At 63.8% G+C, this 21,845-nt stretch carries 21 protein-coding genes; 9 read left to right on the top strand and 12 right to left on the bottom strand.

Features of this window, described 5'->3' with window-relative positions:
- Positions 1–112: 112 nt before the first annotated feature.
- The 3 genes from LPJ38_RS21190 to LPJ38_RS21180 form a co-directional block, all read right to left on the bottom strand.
- Positions 113–2,014, bottom strand: a complete 1,902-nt coding sequence (locus tag LPJ38_RS21190) for a potassium transporter Kup (RefSeq protein ID WP_145640070.1) — start codon at positions 2,012–2,014, stop codon at positions 113–115.
- A 173-nt stretch (positions 2,015–2,187) separates the two neighbouring features.
- Positions 2,188–3,015, bottom strand: coding sequence for an OmpA/MotB family protein (locus LPJ38_RS21185; protein ID WP_145640068.1), 828 nt, complete (start codon positions 3,013–3,015; stop codon positions 2,188–2,190).
- A 32-nt stretch (positions 3,016–3,047) separates the two neighbouring features.
- Positions 3,048–3,821, bottom strand: a complete 774-nt coding sequence (locus LPJ38_RS21180; RefSeq protein ID WP_145640066.1) for a motility protein A — start codon at positions 3,819–3,821, stop codon at positions 3,048–3,050.
- A 312-nt stretch (positions 3,822–4,133) separates the two neighbouring features.
- Here LPJ38_RS21180 and LPJ38_RS21175 point away from each other — a divergent pair, with 312 nt between their 5' ends.
- A complete protein-coding gene (locus tag LPJ38_RS21175) occupies positions 4,134–4,421 on the top strand; it encodes a hypothetical protein (RefSeq protein ID WP_145640063.1) in 288 nt (95 codons plus the stop codon).
- Between the two features lie 17 nt (positions 4,422–4,438).
- Here the strand turns inward: LPJ38_RS21175 and LPJ38_RS21170 are convergent, their stop codons facing one another.
- From LPJ38_RS21170 to LPJ38_RS21155, 4 genes are all read right to left on the bottom strand, one after another.
- The gene (locus LPJ38_RS21170) at positions 4,439–5,158 is read right to left on the bottom strand and encodes an RraA family protein (RefSeq protein ID WP_060737675.1); all 720 of its coding nucleotides are present in this window, start codon (positions 5,156–5,158) and stop codon (positions 4,439–4,441) included.
- A gap of 114 nt (positions 5,159–5,272) precedes the next feature.
- Positions 5,273–6,154 carry a CDP-alcohol phosphatidyltransferase family protein gene (locus tag LPJ38_RS21165; protein ID WP_145640061.1) on the bottom strand — a complete coding sequence of 294 codons (882 nt, stop codon included), beginning with the start codon at positions 6,152–6,154 and terminating at the stop codon, positions 5,273–5,275.
- 86 nt (positions 6,155–6,240) lie between these two features.
- Complete coding sequence (locus LPJ38_RS21160) at positions 6,241–6,939, bottom strand: phosphatidylserine decarboxylase (RefSeq protein ID WP_145640059.1); 699 nt, start codon at positions 6,937–6,939, stop codon at positions 6,241–6,243.
- Between the two features lie 82 nt (positions 6,940–7,021).
- Positions 7,022–8,980, bottom strand: coding sequence for an ABCB family ABC transporter ATP-binding protein/permease (locus LPJ38_RS21155; RefSeq protein ID WP_145640057.1), 1,959 nt, complete (start codon positions 8,978–8,980; stop codon positions 7,022–7,024).
- Positions 8,981–9,181: 201 nt separating this feature from the next.
- Here LPJ38_RS21155 and LPJ38_RS21150 point away from each other — a divergent pair, with 201 nt between their 5' ends.
- Positions 9,182–9,787, top strand: a complete 606-nt coding sequence (locus tag LPJ38_RS21150; protein WP_060735747.1) for an LOG family protein — start codon at positions 9,182–9,184, stop codon at positions 9,785–9,787.
- On the opposite strand, the gene LPJ38_RS21145 is transcribed toward LPJ38_RS21150, so the two are convergent.
- From LPJ38_RS21145 to cysS, 4 genes are all read right to left on the bottom strand, one after another.
- Positions 9,784–10,161 carry a VOC family protein gene (locus LPJ38_RS21145; protein ID WP_145640052.1) on the bottom strand — a complete coding sequence of 126 codons (378 nt, stop codon included), beginning with the start codon at positions 10,159–10,161 and terminating at the stop codon, positions 9,784–9,786. The genes LPJ38_RS21150 and LPJ38_RS21145 overlap by 4 nt on opposite strands.
- Positions 10,162–10,263: 102 nt before the next feature.
- Positions 10,264–11,862 carry a citramalate synthase gene (gene cimA / locus LPJ38_RS21140; RefSeq protein WP_145640050.1) on the bottom strand — a complete coding sequence of 533 codons (1,599 nt, stop codon included), beginning with the start codon at positions 11,860–11,862 and terminating at the stop codon, positions 10,264–10,266.
- Entirely contained in the window at positions 11,859–12,350 is a 492-nt protein-coding gene (locus LPJ38_RS21135) for a GNAT family N-acetyltransferase (RefSeq protein WP_167520679.1), read from the bottom strand. The genes cimA and LPJ38_RS21135 overlap by 4 nt, the downstream gene beginning before the upstream one ends.
- A gap of 115 nt (positions 12,351–12,465) precedes the next feature.
- The gene (gene cysS, locus LPJ38_RS21130) at positions 12,466–13,848 is read right to left on the bottom strand and encodes a cysteine--tRNA ligase (RefSeq protein ID WP_145640044.1); all 1,383 of its coding nucleotides are present in this window, start codon (positions 13,846–13,848) and stop codon (positions 12,466–12,468) included.
- A 287-nt stretch (positions 13,849–14,135) separates the two neighbouring features.
- Here cysS and LPJ38_RS21125 point away from each other — a divergent pair, with 287 nt between their 5' ends.
- Positions 14,136–14,441 (top strand): hypothetical protein, encoded by a 306-nt coding sequence (locus LPJ38_RS21125; protein WP_145640042.1) that lies wholly within the window; start codon positions 14,136–14,138, stop codon positions 14,439–14,441.
- A 131-nt stretch (positions 14,442–14,572) separates the two neighbouring features.
- A complete protein-coding gene (locus tag LPJ38_RS21120; protein WP_145640040.1) occupies positions 14,573–15,754 on the top strand; it encodes a DUF2865 domain-containing protein in 1,182 nt (393 codons plus the stop codon).
- A gap of 57 nt (positions 15,755–15,811) precedes the next feature.
- On the opposite strand, the gene LPJ38_RS21115 is transcribed toward LPJ38_RS21120, so the two are convergent.
- Positions 15,812–16,720: a DUF2189 domain-containing protein gene (locus LPJ38_RS21115; protein ID WP_145640038.1), complete on the bottom strand. Its 909-nt coding sequence runs from the start codon at positions 16,718–16,720 to the stop codon at positions 15,812–15,814.
- A 551-nt stretch (positions 16,721–17,271) separates the two neighbouring features.
- Between LPJ38_RS21115 and LPJ38_RS21110 the strand changes: the two genes are divergently transcribed.
- The 5 genes from LPJ38_RS21110 (at position 17,272) to LPJ38_RS21090 (ending at position 21,801) form a co-directional block, all read left to right on the top strand.
- Complete coding sequence (locus LPJ38_RS21110) at positions 17,272–18,105, top strand: cytochrome c oxidase subunit II (protein ID WP_145640036.1); 834 nt, start codon at positions 17,272–17,274, stop codon at positions 18,103–18,105.
- A gap of 77 nt (positions 18,106–18,182) precedes the next feature.
- The gene (locus tag LPJ38_RS21105; protein ID WP_145640033.1) at positions 18,183–19,961 is read left to right on the top strand and encodes a cbb3-type cytochrome c oxidase subunit I; all 1,779 of its coding nucleotides are present in this window, start codon (positions 18,183–18,185) and stop codon (positions 19,959–19,961) included.
- Positions 19,958–20,662 carry a cytochrome c oxidase subunit 3 gene (locus LPJ38_RS21100; RefSeq protein WP_145640030.1) on the top strand — a complete coding sequence of 235 codons (705 nt, stop codon included), beginning with the start codon at positions 19,958–19,960 and terminating at the stop codon, positions 20,660–20,662. The genes LPJ38_RS21105 and LPJ38_RS21100 overlap by 4 nt, the downstream gene beginning before the upstream one ends.
- 14 nt (positions 20,663–20,676) lie before the next feature.
- Entirely contained in the window at positions 20,677–21,399 is a 723-nt protein-coding gene (locus LPJ38_RS21095) for a heme-copper oxidase subunit III family protein (RefSeq protein WP_008552830.1), read from the top strand.
- A 9-nt stretch (positions 21,400–21,408) separates the two neighbouring features.
- The gene (locus LPJ38_RS21090; protein WP_167520678.1) at positions 21,409–21,801 is read left to right on the top strand and encodes a cytochrome C oxidase subunit IV family protein; all 393 of its coding nucleotides are present in this window, start codon (positions 21,409–21,411) and stop codon (positions 21,799–21,801) included.
- Positions 21,802–21,845 lie beyond the last annotated feature (44 nt).

Raw genomic sequence — 21,845 nt, 5'->3', positions numbered from 1 at the left:
TTCACTGCACAACGGCGGAAGAGCGCGCGGCTTATAGGCCTGCGCTGCCGGCATAGCCTAGCCCGATTCTGGGGCTTAGCCATGCAAATTCGCATGGCAGAGGAGGTAGCGGTTAGATCGTGACCTGGGTCCCGACTTCCACCACCCGTCCCGTGGGGATCTGGAAGTAGTCCGTGGCATCGTTGGCGGACCGGCTGAGCGCAATGAACAAATGATCCTGCCAGAGCGGCATGCCCGATTGCGCCGAAGCTTTCAGCGAGCGCCGCGACACAAAGAACGAGGTCGACATGATGTCGAACTGCCAGCCCTGCTTGCGTGCGATCGCAAGCGCCTTGGGCACGTTCGGCTGCTCCATGTAGCCGAAGCGCAGGCGAACCTTGGAAAACTTGTCGCTGATCTTCTCCATGCGAAACCGCTCCGACAGATCGACTCGTGGAGTCTGCGCGGTCTCGATGGTGAGGATCACGTTGTGCTCGTGCAGCACCTTGTTGTGCTTCAAATTGTGGAGCAACGCGGTCGGCACGAAAGCGGGATCGCTGGTGAGGAACACCGCGGTGCCCTTGACGATGTGCGGGGGCCGCTTCTCGAGGCTCCGGATCAGATCATCCAGCGGCACCTCGATCCGGCGCGTCTTCTGGATCAGGATTCCCGAACCCTTGCGCCAGGTCCAGATCGTCCCCACCATGACGACGCCAAACAATAGCGGCACCCAGGCACCGTCGAGCAGCTTCAACAGATTGGCGCTGAAGAAGCTCAAATCGACGATGACGAAGGGCACGATGACAGCCGCAGCCGTGGCGGCGCGCCAGTTCCACAATTTCCAGATCACAACGAAGCCCATGATGCCGTCGGCGACCATGGTGGTGGAGACCGCGATGCCATACGCCGAGGCCAGATTGCTGGGGGTGTGGAACAGCAAGACCAGCAGCATCACGCCGATCAGCAGCAGCCGGTTCACGCGCGGCAGATAGATCTGGCCGGCGTGAGTCTCGGAGGTGTAGCGCACCTCGAAGCGCGGAAGCAGGCCGAGCTGCACCGCCTGATAGACCAGCGAATAGGCGCCGGTGATCACGGCCTGGCTCGCGATCACAGTCGCGGCGGTCGCAAGGCCGACCAGCGGCAGCACCAGACTGTCAGGCACCATGCGATAGAAGGAATGCTCGATCGCGCTGGGATCGGACAGCACCAGCGCGCCCTGTCCGAAATAGTTGATCAGGAGCGCGGGCAGCACGAAGAACATCCAGGCCGACTGGATCGGCTTGCGCCCGAAATGACCGAGATCGGCATAGAGCGCCTCGCCTCCGGTCACCGCCAGGAACACGGCGCCGAGAGTCACGAGGCCGATCACACCGTGCGACAGCACGAACTGCACCGCATAATAGGGATTGATCGCCGCCAGCACCGTGGGGTCGTCGGCGATATGGACGGCCCCCATCACTGCAATGACGGCGAACCATATCACCATCACCGGCCCGAAGGCCGAGGCCACCAGTGCGGTCCCTTTGCTCTGGACGGCAAACAGCAGCGCCAGGATGAGGACCGTGAGCGGCACGACGTAGTGCTCGAACGCCGGAGTTGCGAGCTTCAGGCCTTGGACCGCCGACAGCACCGAGATCGCCGGCGTGATCATGGAATCGCCGATGAACATGGAGGCCCCGACCACGCCGAGCGCGAGCAGAACCCAGCTTCGCCGCCCGAGCGCGCGCTGGCCCAGCGCCATCAGCGAGAGCGTGCCGCCCTCCCCGTTATTGTCGGCGCGCAGCAGCAGCAGGACATATTTGGCGGTGACGACGATCAGCAGCGCCCACAGGATCAGCGAGAGCACGCCCAGCACGATAGCCCGCGAGACCGGCTCGCCATGGGCGGCGCCCTTCACTGCCTCGTGGAAAGCATAGAGCGGCGAGGTGCCGATGTCGCCGAAGACGACGCCGATGCTCCCGAGCGTAAGGGCCCAAAAACCTGATGTGACCGGCTTCCCGTCGTGGGTCTCGGTCGATGAGATGCTCGCCGTCATGGGGGTGGAAAACGCTTGGTCCCTGAATTCGATCCGGCGCCTTTCGACGGTTCAGCGTCGCCTGTCAATCGGCTCGCCACCATAGCAGCCGCCGAGACAGAAGCTGTGACACCGCAGCAACGTTCGTCGCCGGCGCGACGACATGCCTCAGGTAAAATGGTAATGCAAGACCGTTAGGGCTTCAGGTTTGGTGGCAGCGGCGGGTCTTCGCGCATCAAGGTGATGGTCACCCGCCGGTTGGCGGCGAGCGAAGGATCGTCCGGAAACAGCGGCTGGGTGTCCGCCTTGCCCGAGACGGCGAAGATGTGCGACGACGGCAAGCCTTCACGCTCAAGGATCTGGCGCACGGCGTTGGCGCGATCGGCCGAAAGGTCGAAGGCGCCGTAGTCGCTGCGGGTCGGCACGAAGCCCGCCGCGGTGTGGCCGGCGATCGAAACGCGCAGCGGCGTCGCCTTGAGCGGAATCGCAAGCTTCTCGACCAGGCGGCGGGTGCGGTCGTAAGGCACCTTGGAGCCGTCGGCGAACATCGAGCGACCGTCCTGATCGACGATCTCGAGGTTGAGGCCCTGCTTGGTCTCCTCGAACATGATGTGCTTGGACATCTCCGTCAGTTCCGGCATGTCCTGCAAGGCCTGGCGCAGCGAGGCTGCGGCGAGCGCGAAATTGCGATCGACCTTGATCTTCGCGCCGGAGGTCTTCTCGCGATCCTCCTGGTCCGGCGTCGGCGTGTTGGAAGCATCCTCGGGCTGGATGTGATCGACGTTCTTCAACCGCGGACGGGTCGGCAGGCCGTCGGACTCGACGATGCCGGAATAGCGCGCTTCCGTCTGCACGCCGAACGCCTCGCGCATCGAGCCGGCGACGATCTTCAGCTTGTTGGCGTCCTGAGTGGAGAACGCGACCAGCATCACGAAGAACGCCAGCAGCAGCGCCATCAGGTCGGCGAAGGTCACGAACCAGCCGTGGCCTCCATGTGCGCCGCCGCGTTTCTTCTTGGCCATTGGCTGCTTTCCGCGACCGCCCTACCGACCGATCAGGCCGGCACCGGCTCGCCCTCGGCGTGACGATGCTTCTCCGGCAGATAGGCCAGCAGCATCTCGCGCACGAGCGTCGGGCTCTTGGAATCGCGGATCATCAGGATGCCGTCGATGATCAGCGTCCGGTTCGTCTCCTCGTCGAGCAGCTTGCCGTGCAGCTTGTCGGCGATCGGCAAGCAGATCAGGTTCGCGACGACGGCGCCGTACAGCGTCGCCAGCAGCGCGGTGGCCATGAACGGACCTAGCTTCGAGGGATCCTGCATGTTGGAGAACATCTGCACCATGCCCAGCAGCGTACCGATCATGCCGAACGCCGGGGCGCAGTCGCCGACCGCGCGATAAATCTTGCTGCCCTCGTCGAGATGCATCAGGAAGTTGTCGCGGTCGCGCTCCAGATTGTCGCGAATGAAGTCGAGGTCGTAACCGTCGGCGACGTAGCGGATGCCCTTGGCGAGGAACGGCTCGTCGGTCTCGACTTTTTCCAGCCCTACCGGACCCTGCTTGCGGGCGATCTCGGCAATGCGGGCGAGCTCGTCGACGAGGTCGTGGGCCGAAAGGCTGCTCAAGGTGAAGGCGAACTTCGCGCCCAGCGGCACGCCGTGGATCATTGCCGACAATGGAAAGCGGATCATCGTTGCGGCGAACGAGCCGCCGAAGATGACGATGACGGCGTGGATGTCGTAGAACATCCCGAAGGTGCCGCCCATCAGGATCAGCGACGACACAACAATGGCGCCTGCGACCAGGCCGACAAGTGTTGCGATATCCATTATCGACTCCAACGCCTACGCAACAACGGCCGTCCTGGCCGCTGGTGCGGCTCAACCCCGAACCGCATCGCAGACCCTAGAGCGGCGCCATTAAAGACGCGTAAAGGTTAAGTCTGGACAGTATGGCCACCGGACCACAGGCGACCGCGATAGCCGGCCGGCGGCGGGATTCTCAATACTTCGCTAACCACGATCGGCCGCACGAGAGCGGCGGCCCCTCGCACTGCGGCCCTGCGTCACATCCGTGCCGGGGGATCCAGGGGGTAGTTTGTCCCTGTACGGCACGCTCCATCGCGAGGGAGCCCATTCGCCATGGTGATCTTGTTCGGTCTTCTCACCGCGCTTCCCGCGGTGCTGTCCGTCCATCTGCTCGAGCCGGCGCTGGTTCTGCCGGCGTTCAGCGTGCTGCTGTTCATCGAGGCTGGCTTCGCCGTGATCGCAGCGCGCCTGATTCATCTCCCCGACAATGGTGAGAGCATCACCCTCTGGGATTTTGCGGGCGGCTTCGCCCTGATCGGATGCGCCGCCGCAGTGTTCAGCGAGCCGGACCAGGCCGCCCTGCTCCTGACGGAACAGGGGCGGCTGCCGTCGCGACCTTAGATCGTCCAATCGGGCCGTCAGTGGATCTCCGCGGAGCGTTTCAGCGCGGCCTTCAGCTTCTCCAGTGAGAAGTCGGGGCTGCGCGCGATCTCCAGGATCGGCGTCTCGCGCCGGCCACAGAGCTCGGCAGCCTCGGGCAGCTTCGCCGCGACGTCGAGCGGGATCACGATGGCGCCGTGCTGGTCGGCATGAATGAGATCATCCGACTTCACGGTCATGCCGGCGACGCGCACCTCGCCGCCGAAGCTCTCCGCATGAACCCAGGCATGGGATGGGCCGATCGAGCCGGCCAGCGCCTGGAAGCCCGGGGCCCATTGCGGGATGTCGCGGATCGAGCCGTCGGTGATGACGCCGAGACAGCCGAGTGCCTTGTGCACGTTGCTCTGCACCTCGCCCCAAAACGCGCCATAGCCGACATCGGGGCCGTCGATGTCCTGAATCACCGAGATGCGCGGACCGTGGCCGGTGCCGACATATTCGTAATATTCGATGCGGCGCTTGGACTGCTCCTCCGCGGGGAGCGAGGATTTCAGCACCGAGCGGATCGCGACCGTGCGGGCATAGCCGACGATCGGCGGCAGATCGGGAAACGGGCAGACCAGCTGCTTGGTGGTGTAGCCGATCAGCCGCCGCTCGGGCGCCACGATCTCCATGGCGTTGCAGATGGTCGGCGTGTCATAGCGGCCCAGCGCTTCGAGGACGGATGCGGGCAGCGGCCCGGTCGCTTTATCGGTCACGGCATTTTCTCCCAGATTGGCGGCTGATTGACGCGATGCCGCCGGCACTGGGCGATATAGCCGAGATCGGGACTCAACCCAACTCGGCACGCCTTCATGGCAGATATCTGTTACTCAGTGCAGCCGTCCGGGCCGGTCGTCATCCTGCGGCGGCTCCGACAGGTTCGCCATCGTCGGCGCCGAGGGCGGTGACGAGATTTCGCCATCCGCCGGCGCAGCCGTTTCGAGCGCCCGCGCCTGGTCGCGGTAGGATTTGTAGCCGAGCGGCAGGCAGAGCAGATAGAGCACCGTGCCGATCGAGAGCACGTGCCAGGGATAGGCGATCAGGAGCGCGATGAAGACGACGACGGCGACGAACGCCGGCAGCACCAGCTCGGGTGGCACGCGCATGCGCTTGGTCTTGCCGGAGAACACCGGCAGGCGCGACACCATCAGGAAGGCGATCAGCAGCGTGTAGGCGGCCGTCATCGCCACGGGCCAGCGCCCGAGACCGAGGAACGCGACATAGATCGGTAGCAGCACGGTGATCGCGCCGGCCGGCGCCGGCACGCCGGTGAAGAAATTGGCGGCGAAGGCCGGCTTGTTTGGATCGTCCATGGTGGCGTTGAAGCGCGCCAGACGCAGGCCGCCGGAGATCGCGAACACCATCGCGGCGATCCAGCCGGCATTGCCGAGCTCATGCAGCTGCCAGAAGTACAGCATCAGACCGGGCGCCACGCCGAAATTGACGAAGTCCGCGAGGCTGTCGAGCTCGGCGCCGAACTTGGACTGGCCCTTGATCATGCGCGCGATGCGGCCGTCGATACCGTCGAGCGCGGCCGCGAACACGATGGCGTAGACGGCGAGCGACATGTGTCCCTCGATCGACAGCCGGATCGAGGTCAGGCCGGCGCAGATCGCCAGCAGCGTGATGACGTTCGGCACCAGCATCCGCACCGGAATCGGGCGGAACCGCCGGCGGCGCGTATCGGGGTCCTTGAAATCATAGGGCGTCATGGCTCGTCCTCACCTCATGGCGAGATATAGCAAGCCACATCCCCCTCCGCCATTGCCGCGGAACGCCCGAAAGGACCGACTATTGGTTAATTGGTGCGGTAAGTGCGCCCGGAGTCGTCTCCGGCGAGGTCAGCCAGAATCGTCTCGCCGGCAATCGCTGTCTGGCCTTCGGAGACCAGCGCCTTGGTGCCCAACGGCAGATAGACGTCAAGGCGCGAGCCGAAGCGGATCAGGCCGAAGCGCTCGCCGGCGCCGATCGCCTGCCCTTCCTTGACGAAACAGACGATGCGCTTGGCGACGAGGCCGGCGATCTGGACCACGCCGATCCGCGCCGTCGGCGTCGTGATCACGAGCGAGTTGCGCTCGTTGTCCTCGCTCGCCTTGTCGAGCTCGGCATTGATGAACAGGCCGGGCCGGTACGCGATACGGTCCACTCTGCCCGCGATCGGGCTGCGGTTCACATGGCAATTGAACACGCTCATGAACACCGAGATGCGCGGCAGCGGCCGGTCGCCGAGGCCGAGCTCGGCCGGCGGCAGCGCCATGGTGATCATCGAGACGCGACCATCGGCCGGCGACACCACGAGCCCCTCATCCACCGGCGTCACGCGGACGGGATCGCGGAAGAACAGCGCGCACCACACGGTCAGGATCGTGCCGATCCACCCCAGAGGCGACCACAGCCAGAACAGGACCAGGCTTGCCAGCGCAAAGCCGCCGATGAAGGGATAGCCCTCCTTGTGGATCGGCGGGATCTGACGCTGGATCGAATCGAGAATGGACATCGTTATCTGCCGGTCTGGGTTAATGGCACGCACGGGCCGTCGCGCGGGCTTGTTTAGGCCAGAGTTGGGACCGGAGACAAGGTCACTCCGCCGCCGCAGGTGTCGTCAGGGCGTCGCTGACCGGTGGCGGCTCCCGGTTGGGCGCCTCGCCAGAGTCGGCCATCTTGGCCAGTTTCTCCCGTGCCGCCTCGGCCTCGCGCTGCCTGTTCCACATGCTGGCATAGAGGCCGCCTTGCGCGAGCAGTTTTGCGTGGGTGCCGCGCTCGGCGATGCGGCCCTGGTCCAGCACGATGATCTCGTCGGCACCGACGATGGTCGAGAGCCGATGCGCGATCACCAGGGAGGTGCGGTTTTTCGCCACGCGGTCGAGCGCGCCCTGGATCTCGTGCTCGGTGTGGGTGTCGAGTGCCGAGGTTGCCTCGTCCAGCACCAGGATCGGCGGCGCCTTCAGGACGGTGCGCGCGATCGCGACGCGCTGCTTCTCGCCGCCCGAGAGCTTCAGGCCGCGCTCGCCGACCTGGGTCTCGTAGCCCATCGGCGCCATGCGGATGAAATGGTCGATCTGTGCGAGCCGCGCCGCCTCTTCGACCTCGGCATCGCTGGCGTCCCAGCGGCCGTAGCGAATGTTGTAGCGGATGGTGTCGTTGAACAGCACGGTGTCCTGCGGCACCATGCCGATCGACGCGCGCAGGGAATCCTGCGTCACGGAGCGAATGTCCTGGCCGTCGATCAGGATCCTGCCTCCCGACACATCATAAAGGCGGAATAGGAGGCGCGAGATCGTCGACTTGCCGGCGCCTGAGGGGCCGACGATCGCGACCGTCTTGCCGGCCGGCACCTCGAAGCTGATGCCTTTCAGGATCGGGCGCGTCGGCTCATAGGCAAAGCGCACGTCCTCGAAGCGCACGGTGCCGGCAGAAATGATCAGCGGCTGCGCATCGGACGCGTCTTTGATCTCGGCTTCGCGACCCAGCACGTTGAACATCTTCTCGATGTCGATGATCGCCTGCTTGATCTCGCGATAGACCATGCCCATGAAATTTAGCGGCTGGTAGAGCTGGATCATCATGGCGTTGACCAGCACGAAATCACCGACCGTGTTGGTACCGTTGCGCACGCCGATCGCGCACATCAGCATGGTCGCGGTCAGCCCGAGCGTGAAGATCACGGCCTGGCCGGTGTTGAGCACCGCGAGCGAGGTGTAGGTGCGGACGCTCGCCTCTTCGTAACGCTCGACCGATTTGTCGTAGCGCTGCGCCTCGCGCGCCTCGGCGCCGAAATACTTCACCGTTTCGTAGTTGAGCAGCGAGTCGATCGCCTTGGTGTTCGCTTCGGTGTCGGAATCGTTCATCTTGCGGCGGATGCCGATCCGCCACTCGGTCGCGATGTAGGTGTAGTACATGTAGAGCGTGACCGTGATCAGGGTCGCGACCACGTAGCGCCAGTCGAACTGCCAGAGCAGCACGGCCATCAGCAGCGTGACCTCGACGATGGTCGGGATCAGCTGCAGGATCACCATGCGCACGATCACCTCGATGCCCTCACGGCCGCGCTCGAGCACGCGCGTCAGGCCGCCGGTCTTGCGTTCGAGATGAAAGCGCAGCGACAACTCGTGCATGTGGATGAAAGTGAGAGTCGCAAGCTTGCGCACCGCGTGCATGGCGACGCGGGCAAAGATACCGTCGCGCCATTGCGTCAGCACCGCCATCAGGATGCGCATCACGCCATAGCTTGCGGTCAGCAGCAGCGGCGAAGCGATCACCCAGAGGTGCCAATTGTCGGCCGCGACCGGCGCGGTATTGTCACCGGTCAGCGCGTCGGTTGCCCATTTGAAGCTGAACGGCACGGCGAGCGTGATCAGCTTGGCCGCGAGCAGCAGCACCAGCGACCAGACCACCCGCATCTTCAGATCGGAGCGTTCGCCCGGCCAGATATAGGGCCACAGATGCGCCAGCGTGCCCATCAGCGTGGCCCGCTCCAGTGCTCCTTGTGCGGGAGGATCAGGAACGTCGGCGCCGTCGAACGATTGAGGTTGGTCCATCAAGAAGCCTGAAAGCCCGCCGGATGCGGGTGCCGCTGCAATTTGCGATTTTCACCCGTCATATAGAGCCTTGCCGATGCCAGCGCACCCCGCCAGATGGCGAATCTTCGATGGTTTGTCGCCCTTTACCGGTAGATTCCCGGGACTATCGAATCACCTGAAGGGCTTGACGCCTCTTCGCTGCAATGCATCATGGTACCAATGAGCACGATCAAAACCGTCTGTGTCTATTGCGGCTCCGGCCCTGGAACCAATCCCCGCTTCGTTGAAGGTGCCGAGGCATTCGGCAAGGCGCTCGCCGAGAACAACATCCGTCTGGTCTATGGCGGCGGCTCGCTCGGCCTGATGGGCGCGGTCGCGACCTCCGTGCTCGATCACGGCGGCACCGTCACCGGCATCATCCCCGACTTCCTGAGGGCCCGCGAGAACGCGCTGACGCGCGTGCAGGAGATGATCGTCACCCCCGACATGCACGAGCGCAAGCGGCTGATGTTCGAGCGCTCCGACGCTTTCGTGGCGCTGCCGGGCGGCGTCGGCACGCTGGAAGAGCTGGTCGAGCAGATGACCTGGAAGCAGCTCGGCCGCCACGCCAAGCCGGTGCTGCTCGCCAACATCGACAATTTCTGGGAGCCGCTGTTCTCGCTGCTGTCGCACATGCGGCAGACCGAGTTCATCCGCGCCGGCCTTTCAATCGACATCCTCAAGGCCGATCGCGTCGAGGATATTCTGCCGAAGCTGAAGGCGGCCGCTGCCCAGGTCGCCGAAGCGGAAAAGCAGATGGCTCCGGACGTCGCGCGCAAGCTTTAAGTCATAGGAAACGTCACCGCCTCGATGCGGTTGCCGTCGGGATCGGTGACGAAGGCCGCGTAATAGCGGACGCGATCGTGGGGGCGGATGCCGGGCGCACCGTCGGAGGCGCCACCGGCGGACAGCGCGGCGGCGTGAAACGCATCGATCTCATCGGTCGTCTTCGCGCGCAGGCAGATGTGCACGCCGCTCTCCGGCGAGACGCGGGGCATGCCCTCGCGCAGATTGATCCAGAATTCTGGATAAGCCTTGCCGAAGCCGACCGTCCGCGGCCGCGTCACGAGACGCGTGAGGCCGAGGGCGGCGAGCGTCGCCTCGTAGAATCTTGCGGCGCGATCGAGATCGCTGACGCCGACCGAGATGTGGTCGATCATGTGCCGTGCTGCCTCCCTCGGTCATTCCGGGGCACGCGAAGCGTGAATCTCGAGATTCCGGGCTCGGTCCTGCGGACCGCCCCGGAATGACGAGATAAAACCCTACGCCGGCGCGCCCGACTTCACGAGCTTGTAGATCACCGAATCCATCAGCGCCTGGAACGAGGCGTCGATGATGTTCGGGGACACGCCGACCGTGGTCCAGCGGTCGCCGTTCTCGTCCTCGCTCTCGATCAGCACGCGCGTCACCGCGCCGGTGCCGCCATTGAGGATACGCACGCGATAGTCGATCAGCCTCAAGCTCTCGATGTATTTCTGGTACTTGCCAAGATCCTTGCGCAAGGCGACGTCGAGCGCGTTGACGGGACCGTTGCCTTCGGCCGCCGAGATCAGGCGCTCGCCGGCAACGTCGACCTTGACCACCGCAAGCGCCACGGTGACGCGCTCGCCGTGCGAATTGTAGCGCTGCTCGACATTGACGTCGAACTGCTCGACCTCGAAATAATGCGGCACCTTGCCGAGCGTGCGGCGCGCCAGCAGCTCGAACGAGGCATTGGCGGATTCATAGGCGTAGCCTTGCGCCTCGCGATCCTTCAGTTCCTCGACGAGGCGCGTCAGCTTCGGATCGGTCTTCTCGTAAGGGATGCCGGCGCGGTCGAGCTCGGCGATGACGTTGGAACGCCCGGCCTGGTCGGACACCAGCACCTTGCGGTGGTTGCCGACCAGTTCCGGCAACACATGCTCATAGGTTTGCGGGTCCTTGAGCACGGCGGAGGCATGAATGCCGGTCTTGGTGACGAAGGCACTCTCGCCGACATAGGCCGCATGCCGGTTTGGCACCCGGTTGAGCATGTCGTCGAGCGTGCGCGAGACCTTGACGAGCGTCGCCAGCTTGTCCGTGGAGACGCCGATCTCGAAGGCGTCGGCAAAACCCGTCTTCAATTTCAGCGTCGGGATCAGCGAGCAAAGATTGGCGTTGCCGCAGCGCTCGCCGAGGCCGTTCAGCGTGCCCTGGATCTGCCGCGCACCGGCGCGCACGGCGGCAAGCGAGTTGGCGACCGCCTGCTCGGTGTCATTATGGGCGTGGATGCCGACATGATCGCCGGGGATGTGCCTGGTCACCTCTCTGACGATGGTCTCGACTTCGTCTGGCATGGTGCCGCCATTGGTGTCGCACAGCACGACCCAGCGCGCGCCGGCATCGAAGGCGGCCTTGGCGCAGGCGAGCGCAAAATCCGCATCCTCCTTGTAGCCGTCGAAGAAATGCTCGCAGTCGAGCATGACCTCGCGGCCCACCGCTTTTGCCGCCGCGACGCTGTCGCGGATCGAGGCGAGATTCTCCTCCTTCGTCGTCTCCAGCGCAACGCGCACCTGATACGCCGAGGATTTTGCCACGAAGCAGATCGCATCCGCCTTCGCCTCCAGCAGCCCGGCGACACCGGGATCGTTGGAGACCGACCGCCCCGCCCGCCGCGTCATGCCGAAGGCGGTGAAGCGCGCATGATTGAGCTTGGGGTTGGTCGCGAAGAATTCGCTGTCGAGTGGATTGGCGCCGGGATAGCCGCCCTCGACATAGTCGATGCCGAGGTCATCGAGCATCGCCGCGATGACCTGCTTGTCGGTCAGCGTGAAATCGACACCATTGGTCTGCGCGCCGTCGCGCAGCGTGGTGTCGAACAGATAAAGACGCTCCTTGCTCATGGCGCCGCTCCGAGCGTCTTCTTCATGGTGGTGTTGGCGAGCCACTCGTCATTCATGGTGACGCTGTTGCGCTGCTGGGCGGTGTAGCCGCGCTTGGTGAAGAAGCCCTGGGCGGTGTCGCTGGCGTCCACCGAAAGGCTGGTGGCGCCGCGGCCGCCGGCGAGCTTCTCCAGCGCGTCGACCAGCATGGTCGCGATCCCCTGCCCGGCGACGGCCGGATGCACATAGAGCATGCGGATGTGATCGTTGCCGCGGAGCGAGGCGAAGCCGACCGGCGAGCCCTCCAGCGTCGCAATCAGCGTCAGATCGCCGGCGAGCCGCTCGCCGAACTCCGCGTCCTCGGCCGCCGCCATCCACGCTTCCTGCTGCGCTTCGCTATAATCGTCGCCGGTCAGCTCCTCGATGCTGGCCGCGAAGATCGCGGCGAGGACCGGCACGTCCGCCGGCAGGAAGGGCCGCAAGCCGGGCTTGGGGTGAGCTTGTGCCATCGTCTTCACCACATCCCATAGAGTTTCGTCACGATCGCCACGGCCGCACCGAGCAGCAGGATCTTCAGCGCGATGTAGTAGACCCAATGCCGCGGGAAAGGTGTGTCGGGCCGCTTCATCGCGCAATCTCCCAGGTCGTGCCTTCCTTGGAGTCTTTGATGGCAACGCCCATCGCGGCGAGCAGATCGCGGATGCGGTCGGACTCCCCAAAATCCTTGCGGCCACGGGCAGCCGTTCGCTCTGCGATCAGGCGCTCGACCTCCTTCGCATCGATACCGCTCGCCTGTTGCTTGCGACCCTCCCATTGCGCGGCGCTCTCCGAGAGGAAGCCGAGCAGCCGCAACGATCCTGCCAAGGCATTTACGTCGCTGCTGCGCAAGCCGTGCAGCGCCGCGATCGCCAGCGACGTGTTGAGATCGTCGAGCAACGGCTCGAGAACGGACGCGGCCGGCTTGCCGGGCTCGACGTCGGCCGCAACGCGATACCAATCGTCGAGCGTCTTGGCGCTCTCCTCCAGCGACTTCATGGTCCAGTCGATCGGCGAGCGGTAATGCGTCTTCAGCATGTTCAAACGCAGCACCTCGCCCGGCCAGTCCTTCAAGAGCTCATGGATCGTGATGAAGTTGCCGAGGCTCTTCGACATCTTCTCGCTCTCGACCTGGAGGAAGCCGTTGTGCATCCAATAGTTCGCCATGCGCTGCTGGTGGAAGGCGCAGCAGGTCTGCGCGACCTCGTTCTCGTGGTGCGGAAACACGAGATCGATGCCGCCGCCATGGATGTCGAAATGCTCGCCGAGATGCTTCCAGGCCATGGCCGAGCACTCGATGTGCCAGCCCGGACGGCCCTCGGCTTTGATGCCGGCCGGCGACGGCCATGACGGCTCGCCGGGCTTCGACGGCTTCCACAGCACGAAGTCGGTTGGGTCCTTCTTGTAGGGCGCGACATCGACCCGGGCGCCGGCGATCATCTCGTCCAGCGAACGCTTCGACAGCGCGCCATAGCGCGGCAGCGCGGAATTGGCCGCGTTCATCGCCTGCGGCGAGAACAGCACGTGGTCCTCAGCGACATAGGCAAAACCGCCGGCGACCAGCCTCTCGATGATCTCGCGCATCTCGCCGATATGGTCGGTCGCGCGCGGCTCGACGCTGGGCCGAAGCGCACCAAGCGCATCGACGTCGGCGTGAAACTGCCTGCCCGTCTGCTCCGTGACCTTGCGAATGGCCTCGTTCAGCGGCAGGCCCGGGAAGTCGCGCGCGGCCCGATCGTTGATCTTGTCATCGACGTCAGTGATGTTGCGGACATATTTGACGTGCGCCTCGCCGTAGAGATGGCGCAACAGCCGAAACAGCACGTCGAACACGATCACCGGGCGCGCATTGCCGATATGGGCGAAGTCATAGACGGTCGGTCCGCAGACATACATGCGGACGTTGTTCGCATCGAGCGGCACGAAGGCCCGCTTTTCCCGGCTCAGCGTATCGTAGAGGCGCAATTCCATGACAACCCATCCCTTGCGGCCGGGCGTCCAGGGCTCTCAATATTTTTGAGAAAAGACGGCTCCAGCCAGCGAATCGCTAGCTCGTAATCTCGCGGCAAATAGCGCAAATGGCGAGGAGACCGTTCATGCGGCGACATATGGGCTATGAGGCGGCCCCGCGTCAAGAGAGCCGCGAAAACGGCGCTTTATCTCCGCAAAGGCGCGCTGCCTGCCCCGATGGTTCATGATCCCCTAACCATTTGAGCCCATTCTGGAACCGGCAGTTCCTTTTTGCCTCCGGTGATTTCATGCGATCCTTGTGCGCGCTCATTTTCGGCGCCTCCCTCCTTGCGGCCTCCGGCTCCCACGCCGAGACCCGCGTCTTCATCATCGCCAACCAGGCGGACGGCTACGGGGTCGACCAGTGCCTCGCCAAGGGCGACAGATGCGGTGCCTCCGCCGCGCGCACCTACTGCCAATCACGAGATTTTGCCCAGGCATCGAGCTATCGCCGGGTCGATCCCGACGAAATTACCGGCTCTGTCCCCAAATCCGGCGCAAACTGCCCCCATGGCCGTTGCGACGAATATGTCGCGATCACCTGCCAGCGCTGAATTCGCTCGGAACTGGCGGACCTTAGGTCCAATCTCTGGTCCCTGAAACGACGTGACGATGCCGCAGGAAGCGGCTATGGGAGGGCGCGCTTCGGCCCACCAAAGTCATGCCGGGCCGTGACCTCGCTAGAATGGCGGATATGCCTGAATTTTTGTCCCTGCCCCGTGCCCGCTTCCTCTCCGCCTGCACCGCGCTCTTGAGCACCGTCGTGCTCGCCACCGGCGCTTTCGCGCAGGCCGGCCCGCCCGGTCCGCCGCCTCAGCCCGGCCAGAACGGGCTCGGCCCCAATCCGATGTGCGTGCGGCTGGAAGGCCAGCTCGCCGCGCTCGATCGCGGCGGCGGTGATCCCGCGCGCGAAGAGCAGATCCGCCGCTACCAGGATTCCCAGGCGCGTCAGCAGGCCGAACTCGACCGCGTCACCATGCAGGCCAAGCGGATGGGCTGCGAGTCCTCCGGCTTCTTCTCGCTGTTCAACGGCCAGTCGGCGCAATGCGGCCCGGTCAACACCCAGATCCAGCAGATGCGCGCCAATCTGGACCAGATCACCGGCAATCTCGAGCGGCTGCGCAGCGGCGGCCCCGGCGCCAGCCCGGAGCGCGACAGCCAGCGCCGCTCGGTGCTGATGGCGCTCGCGCAGAACAATTGCGGCCCGCAATATGCCGCCGCTGCGCAGCCGCAAGGCGGCGGCAACTTCCTGAGCAATCTGTTCGGCGGCAACAATGCGGGTAATCCGCAAGCCGTGACGCCCTCTGATCTCGGCCCCCCATCCGGCACCTTCCGCACCGTCTGCGTGCGCACCTGCGACGGCGCCTATTTCCCGATCTCGTTCGCCACCGTGCCGGCGCGCTTCCCCGACGACGAGAAGACCTGCAAGGCCCTGTGCCCGGCCGCGGAGGCCGTGCTCTACACCCATCGCAATCCCGGCGAGGACATGAACTCGGCGGTGTCCACCAACGGCCAGCCCTACACGGCGCTGCCGACCGCGTTCAAATTCCGCAGCGAGTTCAACCCGTCTTGCTCCTGCAAGGCCGCGGGCCAGACCTGGGCGGACGCGCTCAAATCCGCCGACGACAAGGCGGCCGCCGAGCAGCAGGGCGACATCATCGTCACCGAGGAGAGCGCCAAGAGGATGCAGCAGCAGCGGCTCAACAAGGGCACGCCTGCGAGTGCGAAGAAGGGCGCAACGCCGGCGCCGACAACGGCCAATGCGCCGGCAGCAGCGCCGCCGACGGAAACGGGTCCCGCTGCCAGCTCCGAGAACAAGCCGATCCGCTCGGTCGGCCCGACCTTCCTGCCGCAGCAGCAGAAATAGGTCGTCATTCCCCGTCATGTCCCGCAAAGGCGGCCGCCACGCGCGGCCGTTTCGCTGTTACTGCTCGCCCTCGCGGCTCCACGGGAAGAGATTTGCCGGGAAGTCCGCTGCGTAGCGCCTTCCCTTCGGCCTCGGTGGAAGCTCGTCCGGTGGATTTGGGTTCGGCTCGACCACCCGCCGATAGAGGTGCCAGCTGGCATGACCGAGCACCGGCAGAACGACGGCGAGACCCACGAAGAATGGTAGCGAGCCGATCGCGAGGAGCGCCGCCACGATGAGACCCCACCCGGCCATCGCAACCGGATTCGCGGCCACCGCTCGGAGCGAGGTACGGATCGCATCGATCGCAGTCGCATGCCGATCGAGCATCAACGGAAACGACACCACGCTGATGCACAGGGCCAAGACCGCAAACAGGAAGCCGACACCACAACCGATGATGATGAGAGACCAGCCTTCCGGGGTCGTCAGCACGCGCGTTGCGAAGTCGGGAATGCTTGCAGCCGGTGCGTGACCAAAGATGGTGACGTAGATTGCGTTCGCGGCACCGATCCAAGCCCCGAACAAGACGAGCAGGAGTACGCCGAGCTCGAGCATGGCGCCGAATGACGGTGCGCGCAGCACCTTGATCGCGTCCCATGCATCGACGTCCTCGCCGCGCTCGCGGCGGCGACTGAGTTCGTAGAGACCAATCGCGGCAAAGGGACCGATCAAGGCAAACCCGGCGGCCAGCGGGAACAACAGCGGCAGCACCGAATAGCCGAGCACCGCCCTGAACAGGACGAGGCCGAGGACAGGATAAATCACGCACACGACGAGCGCGTGACTTGGCATCGCCTGGAAATCCTCCCAGCCCAGGCGTAGCGCCTGGGTCAGGTCGGACAAGCTGACCTTACGAACGGGATAAGAGGCCGCTTCGCCGAAGACGTGCCGCCTTATCGTGTCGTGGGAGTACAGAGTGGCCATGAATGCAACCTCCCGTGCTGAAAATCGCGGTGCTGACAACACGCGCTTATCAGCCACGCGTGTCCGCTTCACGAGCGAGAACGCGATGGGCCGAGTACGGCACTCAGGTTCAACGAAACGAGCCTGGCCCGACGGAACCCGCCGCGACCTGCCTGACCAGCTTAGCGCGCACTGAGCGAGGTTGCACTCAACCTTAGGTGAATTGTGCATGTGCACAAATCTTGATGCATTGCGTCACCTCAGACGCCGCCCGCCCGGCGTGGAGCCGACGCTTCTTCCGAGCGAGAGCGGCTCCGACACCGCATCCGCACGCCGATATGCACTATTGACGCCGGGTTCGGCTGGTATCATTTTAGAATTAGAAGCAGACGCCCTCAGCTCCGATGAGATTGGTGGTCGCGACCGTTCTCTTGACTTCGCGATCGCAGGAATGGGCGAGGCAACAGGCCGGCGATGGCATAGACGCAAACAAAAAAAGCCCGCCATCGCGACAGACGTGAGCTCCGCCCTGGATTCGTATCCGCAGCCTTTGATGGCAAGGATGGATCAGGATGGTTGTCGCATTGATATTGCTGCTGGTCGCGATCGGCTCGGTGCTGTTTCACATCTACAGCCCTTGGTGGTGGACGCCGATCGCCACGAACTGGGCCTATATCGACCACACCATCAACATTACGTTCTGGATCACGGGCTTCGTGTTCGTCGCGGTCATCGCCTTCATGGCGTACTGCGTCTTCCGCTTCCACCACAAGGAGGGAAGACGCGCCGACTACAATCCGGAAAACAAGAGGCTCGAATGGTGGCTGAGTGTCGGGACGGGTGTCGGCGTCGCAGCCATGCTGGCGCCCGGCCTTGTGGTCTGGCATCAGTTCGTCACGGTGCCCGCGGATGCCACCGAGGTCGAGGTCATGGGGCAACAATGGCAATGGAGCTTCCGCCTGCCAGGCAAGGATGGGCGATTGGGCACATCCGATGTCCGCAACATCGCTTCCGACAATCCGATGGGGCTAAATCGCGACGACTCACACGCGCAGGACGACGTCGTGATCGAGAGCGGCGACCTGCACCTTCAAATCGGAAAGCCGGTCAAGGTTCTCCTCCGCTCCGTTGACGTCCTGCATGATTTCTACGTGCCCGAATTCCGCGCCAAGATGGACATGGTTCCAGGCATGGTGACCTATTTCTGGATAACGCCGATCCGAACCGGAACGTTCGATGTTCTCTGTGCGGAGCTTTGTGGCGCTGCTCACTATCAGATGCGGGCCAAGGTCATCGTCGACGAAGAGCGTGAATATCACGCCTGGCTGGAGCAACAGAAAACATTTGCAGAACTGTCGCCGGCGAAAGCCGTCCTGAAGGCGACGTACCGATCCGGCGACAAGTAGCGAGCTGCCGCCGCAAGGATAGATCGGGTGCATGAGGCCGACGCCTCACTCCCGATGGAAATGACCAGGAGATTTCTATGGTCGATATTCCATATGAAGGGACCCCCGGCGTACCGCCTGCCGAAGTACCTGATGTCGAGCTCTACCATCCGCGGAGCTGGTGGACACGATACGTCTTCTCGCAGGACGCCAAGGTGATCGCCATTCAGTATTCGCTGACGGCCGCGGCCATCGGGCTGGTGGCCCTGGTGCTGTCGTGGCTGATGCGGCTGCAGCTGGGATTTCCTGGCACCTTCTCCTTCATCGATGCCAACCAGTACCTCCAGTTCATCACCATGCACGGCATGATCATGGTGATCTATCTGCTCACCGCGTTGTTCCTCGGCGGCTTCGGCAACTACCTGATCCCCCTGATGGTCGGCGCCCGGGACATGGTCTTTCCTTATGCGAACATGCTGAGCTACTGGATCTACCTGCTCGCGGTCCTTGTGCTGGCCTCGACATTCTTCGTGCCCGGCGGCCCCAGCGGCGCCGGCTGGACGCTCTACCCGCCGCAAGCAATCCTCACCGGAACGCCCGGCCAGGATTGGGGCATCATTCTGATGATGTCATCCCTGATCCTGTTCATCATCGGCTTCACCATGGGCGGGCTGAACTATGTGGTCACGGTGCTCCAGGCGCGCACCCGCGGCATGACATTGATGCGCCTGCCCCTGACGGTGTGGGGCATCTTCACGGCGACGGTCATGGCGTTGCTGGCATTCCCTGCACTGTTCGTTGCCTCGGTCATGCTGCTGTTCGACCGCCTCTTGGGAACCAGCTTCTTCATGCCCTCCCTCCTCGAGATGGGGCAACTGTCGAAATATGGCGGCGGCAGCCCGCTGCTGTTCCAGCACCTGTTCTGGTTTTTCGGCCATCCCGAAGTGTACATCGTCGCCCTGCCCGCCTTCGGCATCGTCTCCGATCTGATCAGCACGCATGCGCGCAAGAACATCTTTGGTTACCGCATGATGGTCTGGGCGATCGTGGCCATCGGCGCGCTCAGCTTCATCGTATGGGCGCACCACATGTATGTGAGCGGCATGTTCCCTCAATTCGGGTACTTCTTCGCCACAACGACGCTCATCATCGCAATCCCCACCGCGATCAAGGTCTACAACTGGGTGCTGACCCTGTGGCGCGGCGACATTCATCTCACGGTGCCGATGCTCTTCGCACTCGGCTTCATCGTCACCTTCGTGAACGGCGGGCTCACCGGCCTCTTCCTCGGCAACGTCGTCGTGGACGTGCCCCTCTCGGATACCATGTTCGTGGTGGCGCATTTCCACATGGTGATGGGCGTCGCGCCGATCATGGTCGTGCTCGGAGCGATCTACCATTGGTACCCCAAGGTCACGGGTCGGATGCTCAACGAGGCCCTGGGGAAGTTTCACTTCTGGGTCACTTTCCTCGGCGCCTATCTGATCTTCTTCCCCATGCACTATCTTGGACTGCTCGGGGTTCCGCGCCGGTATTTCGAGATCGGCGATGCGACGTTCATCCCGTCCTCGACCCACTCACTGAACGCCTTCATCTCCGTGGTGGCCTTGATCGTCGGCTTCAGCCAGCTGGTGTTCCTGTTCAATTTGGCCTGGAGCCTGTTCAAAGGTGAAGCTTCAGGAGGCAATCCCTGGCGGGCGACGACCCTGGAGTGGCAGACGCCGGAGACGCCCCCAAGACACGGTAACTGGGGCAAGGATCTCCCCGTCGTATACCGGTGGGCCTATGACTACAGCGTGCCCGGCGCTGCCGAGGACTTCATTCCGCAAAACCAGCCGCCGCGCCCAACGCAGCTCGCCGAGGGAGCTGCTTCGTGAGCGCCATCATCCTGTTCCTGGCTGTGCTCGCGGTGATCGCCGGATGGTGGCTGTCGCAGCAGCGGTTGACCGCCAAGCCCTGGCTGGAGGAAGGCCCAGCCGGTGACTTCCCGGGCGGCGATGCCATGACCTGGCCGGCAGCGAAGATCGGGCTCGGCGTGTTTATCGCCGTCGCGAGCGCATTGTTCATCCTCTTCATCAGCGCCTACTCGATGCGCATGGGCGTGGTGGACTGGCGGCCGCTGCCGGTACCGCGGCTGCTCTGGGTCAACACGGGCGTTCTGGTCCTGAGCAGTGTCGCGCTGCACTGGTCGTACGTGGCCGCGTGCCGACACGATGCTGAAGGCGTCATGATCGGTCTGCTCGCCGGCGGAGTGTCTGCCGTGATCTTCCTCGCCGGACAGCTCCTGGCCTGGCAACGGCTCGGAGCTGCCGGATATTTCGTGGCGTCCAATCCGGCGAATTCCTTCTTCTACCTATTGACCGCAGTGCACGGGCTGCATCTGGCGGGCGGCCTGGTGGCCTTGGGCCGAACCTCAGCCAGGATGTGGCGCGGCGCCGAGATCGCCGACATGAGCTTGAGCGTGGAGCTGTGCGCCATCTACTGGCACTTCCTGCTGCTCGTCTGGCTTGTCCTGCTCGGGCTTCTCACCGGCTGGACCGACGATTTTGTCGACATCTGCCGCCAATTGCTGAGCTAGGGAGGCGAGATCAGATGGCTGAGACCGTGCTGACAGATCCGGGCCAATCGCCTGCGCGGCTTGAAGGCTGGCGCGGCATCGCCGCCGACTGGGCGTCCGATCAGCGCGCCTTCAAGGACGTGTCCTGGGGCAAGGCCATGATGTGGATCTTCCTCCTCAGCGACACCTTCATCTTCAGCTGCTTCCTGCTCTCCTATATGACGGCGCGCATGTCGACGACCGTACCCTGGCCCAACCCCAGCGAAGTCTTCGCTCTCGAAATCGCGGGCCAGCACATCCCGCTCATCCTGATCGCCATCATGACGTTCGTCCTGATCAGCAGCAGCGGCACGATGGCGATGGCCGTCAATTTCGGCTACCGCCGCGATCGATTCAGAACTGCGGCCTTGATGCTGGTCACGGCAGCCTTCGGTGCGGCATTCGTAGGAATGCAGGCCTTCGAGTGGACCAAGCTGATCATGGAGGGGGTCCGGCCCTGGGGCAATCCGTGGGGAGCCCCCCAATTTGGCGCGAGCTTCTTCATGATCACCGGCTTCCACGGCACCCATGTGACGTTCGGTGTGATCTTCCTGATCGCCATTGCGCGGAAGGTGCTCCGCGGCGACTTCGACGTCGAGAGGCGCGGCTTCTTCACGAGCCGCAAGGGCCATTACGAGATCGTCGAGATCACGGGCCTGTACTGGCACTTCGTCGACCTCGTGTGGGTGTTCATCTTTGCATTCTTCTATCTTTGGTGAGGTCGGCGCATGACAAACGCGGCGGTACACATGGAAGGACAGCTCCACGGTTCGGCGCATGACGCAGTCGCAACGGGGGCCCTTGACGCCAAGGGTCAACAGCACCCGATCAAACTCTACCTCGTGGTCTGGGGCTGGTTGTTCGTCCTCAGCACGTTTTCCTACCTTGTCGACTACTTCGGCCTACATGGCTATCTGAGGTGGTCGCTGATCCTGCTCTTCATGATGTTGAAGGCCGGCTTGATCGTTGCCGTCTTCATGCACATGGCCTGGGAGCGGCTGGCCTTGACCTATGCCATCCTGCTGCCGCCGATCGCGGTACTCGTCTTTGTGGCGATCATGGCGCTCGAATCCGAGTACACGCACTTCCTTCGAGTGCTGTTCTTCGCAGCCCACTCGTAGCAGCAATCGGAGTTCTCACCGTCAGGCCGCGCAAGGCATCTTCG

It is taken from the genome of Bradyrhizobium daqingense (assembly GCF_021044685.1).
GTDB classification, from domain to species: Bacteria; Pseudomonadota; Alphaproteobacteria; order Rhizobiales; family Xanthobacteraceae; genus Bradyrhizobium; species Bradyrhizobium daqingense.
This window is presented reverse-complemented; position numbering and strand designations above follow the sequence as displayed.

Coding starts and splice junctions, on each gene's coding strand:
- LPJ38_RS21190 (WP_145640070.1), bottom strand. CDS start 2,014: ATGACGGCGAGCATCTCATCGACCGAGACCCACGACGGGAAGCCGGTC.
- LPJ38_RS21125 (WP_145640042.1), top strand. CDS start 14,136: ATGCGATCCTTGTGCGCGCTCATTTTCGGCGCCTCCCTCCTTGCGGCC.
- cysS (WP_145640044.1), bottom strand. CDS start 13,848: ATGGAATTGCGCCTCTACGATACGCTGAGCCGGGAAAAGCGGGCCTTC.
- cimA (WP_145640050.1), bottom strand. CDS start 11,862: ATGAGCAAGGAGCGTCTTTATCTGTTCGACACCACGCTGCGCGACGGC.
- LPJ38_RS21160 (WP_145640059.1), bottom strand. CDS start 6,939: ATGTCCATTCTCGATTCGATCCAGCGTCAGATCCCGCCGATCCACAAG.
- LPJ38_RS21175 (WP_145640063.1), top strand. CDS start 4,134: ATGGTGATCTTGTTCGGTCTTCTCACCGCGCTTCCCGCGGTGCTGTCC.
- LPJ38_RS21145 (WP_145640052.1), bottom strand. CDS start 10,161: ATGATCGACCACATCTCGGTCGGCGTCAGCGATCTCGATCGCGCCGCA.
- LPJ38_RS21150 (WP_060735747.1), top strand. CDS start 9,182: ATGAGCACGATCAAAACCGTCTGTGTCTATTGCGGCTCCGGCCCTGGA.
- LPJ38_RS21180 (WP_145640066.1), bottom strand. CDS start 3,821: ATGGATATCGCAACACTTGTCGGCCTGGTCGCAGGCGCCATTGTTGTG.
- LPJ38_RS21165 (WP_145640061.1), bottom strand. CDS start 6,154: ATGACGCCCTATGATTTCAAGGACCCCGATACGCGCCGCCGGCGGTTC.
- LPJ38_RS21185 (WP_145640068.1), bottom strand. CDS start 3,015: ATGGCCAAGAAGAAACGCGGCGGCGCACATGGAGGCCACGGCTGGTTC.
- LPJ38_RS21105 (WP_145640033.1), top strand. CDS start 18,183: ATGGTCGATATTCCATATGAAGGGACCCCCGGCGTACCGCCTGCCGAA.
- LPJ38_RS21135 (WP_167520679.1), bottom strand. CDS start 12,350: ATGGCACAAGCTCACCCCAAGCCCGGCTTGCGGCCCTTCCTGCCGGCG.
- LPJ38_RS21095 (WP_008552830.1), top strand. CDS start 20,677: ATGGCTGAGACCGTGCTGACAGATCCGGGCCAATCGCCTGCGCGGCTT.
- LPJ38_RS21115 (WP_145640038.1), bottom strand. CDS start 16,720: ATGGCCACTCTGTACTCCCACGACACGATAAGGCGGCACGTCTTCGGC.
- LPJ38_RS21110 (WP_145640036.1), top strand. CDS start 17,272: ATGGTTGTCGCATTGATATTGCTGCTGGTCGCGATCGGCTCGGTGCTG.
- LPJ38_RS21090 (WP_167520678.1), top strand. CDS start 21,409: ATGACAAACGCGGCGGTACACATGGAAGGACAGCTCCACGGTTCGGCG.
- LPJ38_RS21120 (WP_145640040.1), top strand. CDS start 14,573: ATGGCGGATATGCCTGAATTTTTGTCCCTGCCCCGTGCCCGCTTCCTC.
- LPJ38_RS21155 (WP_145640057.1), bottom strand. CDS start 8,980: ATGGACCAACCTCAATCGTTCGACGGCGCCGACGTTCCTGATCCTCCC.